We start from the raw sequence: 2,145 nt of genomic DNA, 5'->3' as shown, positions 1-2,145 counted from the left end.
AACTGCGCCTAAAAGGAATGAGCCCGGTACAATACCGGACTCATAACTCAATTTTATCCTAACTTTAAACTGTCCAACTTTCGGGGTTCGGTTCACAAAGGTGGTTTTCTTTTTTTATCGTAATTTGGGCGAAGACGTCATTCCCGTTCTCGCCATACACCGATTTTTAATTAAACTTTTTTTGGAAAAGGAACTCCCACCCATGGAGTTCTTTAATCTTTTAGAATTTGTTAAAATGTTTACTCAATTTTAACACAGCGAACAGAATATCCGTTCAATTTTTCTCCACGACGATTTTTTTGTGTACCTGTATTATCATCGCTATTTACAGAAACAAAAGCAGAATATGCAAATAAAGTGACATCATATTCTTGTTCCTGCGGATATGTCCAAAAAACAGCATCTGTCAAATTTTTAAATGTTCCATTTTCAAATCTAACCCCACCACCGATTAAAGAGAACCCACTAGCATTGTTACCATGGAAGCATTGCGAACGAAGACCTTTTATTCCATCACCATATTCATCATTATAATCTCTTATTATTTCGAAATCATCCCAAGTAAACAAGCGCCATCCATCCGGACAAATACCTTGATGTTTACGCCTTATATAATCAGAACAACTTTCAGTATTGCAACGGCTCGGCAACTGCATCATTTCAGCCCACTGGTACAAGCCACCATACTTGTCACAATTCGTGGTATCGTTATTGTAGCAATAGCGTTCAATCTTCGTATCGTCATTTTGTTCATTTTCACCAAGAACCATTTCACCGATATTCAAGTTTTCCGCCATGACGGTCACTTTTCTTCCTGTTTTTGAAGAAACTGCGGTATAGTAGTAATAACTACGGCCATTACGCGGGTCGGTAAACTGTTTGTAGATTGTATCCCTAAGATTCCAATTATCCGCAAGACATTTAAAATGGTCGTACGGAACATACTCGCTACTGCTAGACTCTTTTTTACTTGAACTCGACGCTGGAGATACAGAAGACGACGAGACAATCTTTTGGCTAGAACTGGATTCTACTTTTTTGCTAGAAGAGGATTGCTTACTGCTACTGGATCCTTCGCTGCTGCTCAGGACAACGGAAGAAGACGAGGAAACAGTCTTGACTGAAGATGAGGATGTTTTTTCAGAAGATGAAGACGACTTTTTAACGCTGGAACTAGATGGCGATCCCGGAACGGAGTCCGGGATGACATCAGAAGGGGATGTACCGTTGTCGCCGCCACAAGCGATGAGGGCTATGGATAGTATAATGGATGCAATAATGCTGTACTTGAAATTTCTCATTCTAAACCTCGTCCATATACCCATTTTCATTATAAAATAGAAAAATCACAACACGTAACAATCCATTTGGCCAAAGAATTATCGCACATAAAAATTTTCACTTTTTTCGCCCTCTCCCCTTTACAACTAGAAATTTTATTTCTATATATGGGCTGTCCTCGCGGGAATAGCTCAGTTGGTAGAGCACGACCTTGCCAAGGTCGGGGTCGAGGGTCCGAGTCCCTTTTCCCGCTCTAAAACAAAAGAACCACTTTCAGAGTGGTTCTTTTTGTTTTATGTGTTGGTATGGCTCGGATGCTCGACCCTTGGGGTCGAGGGTGCGACTAAACAACGAGGTGCACGAAGTGCGTGCGAGTTGTTTAGGAATTATCGCGCAGCGATAAGCCCGTAAGGGTGAGGAGTCAGCCCGTGCCTTAGCACGGGAGACTGACGACGAATCATTCCCTTTTCCCGCTCTAAAAAAGAAAAACCACCTACAATGATGTGAACCCCGAAAGTTGGACATAACTTTCGGGGTTTTCATGTATAAAAAACACACTGAAGAAGAATGGGCTACAGCCTACAAGCTTCACATGGAAGGCTATGACTCTCCTTCCATATCGCGTTTAACGCGTCTTGAATTGTCTGAAATCAAGCGCCATATTCGGCTGTATCGGCAGACTGGCGTTTGGCAAACGGAAAGGAAGAAGAACGTCCGTTCCACGCCTGCGTTAAGAAAGGCTGCTGTTGACGCGGTCCTCAAGGAATCGCTATCTTATGCGGAAACCGTCGCCAAGTACGACTTGAGTTTCTGCTGTCTGAAAAAATGGTTGCGGAAATACCGTCACGGCGGATACGAGGAACT

The 2,145-nt window shown here is 42.7% G+C and carries 2 protein-coding genes and 1 tRNA gene; 2 read left to right on the top strand and 1 reads right to left on the bottom strand.

The features are described 5' to 3' along the window. Positions 1-239: 239 nt before the first annotated feature. Positions 240-1,301, bottom strand: a complete 1,062-nt coding sequence (locus BUA34_RS15555) for an FISUMP domain-containing protein (protein ID WP_072831187.1) — start codon at positions 1,299-1,301, stop codon at positions 240-242. A gap of 160 nt (positions 1,302-1,461) precedes the next feature. Here BUA34_RS15555 and BUA34_RS15550 point away from each other — a divergent pair. Both BUA34_RS15550 and BUA34_RS15545 read left to right on the top strand, forming a co-directional pair. Further along, positions 1,462-1,534: transfer RNA gene (locus tag BUA34_RS15550), tRNA-Gly, on the top strand. Positions 1,535-1,822: 288 nt separating this feature from the next. Then, on the top strand, positions 1,823-2,145 hold a 323-nt coding region (locus BUA34_RS15545), incomplete at its 3' end, for a helix-turn-helix domain-containing protein (RefSeq protein WP_139255875.1).

The sequence above is a fragment of the Fibrobacter sp. UWB12 genome (assembly GCF_900142485.1).
In the GTDB taxonomy this organism is placed as follows: Bacteria; Fibrobacterota; Fibrobacteria; order Fibrobacterales; family Fibrobacteraceae; genus Fibrobacter.
The sequence above is the reverse complement of the archived record's forward strand: the minus strand, read 5'-3'. Positions and strand labels throughout refer to the sequence as shown.

What these genes read in the sequence shown, in the direction of transcription:
- BUA34_RS15555 (WP_072831187.1), bottom strand. Translation starts at nt 1,301, where the DNA reads ATGAGAAATTTCAAGTACAGCATTATTGCATCCATTATACTATCCATA.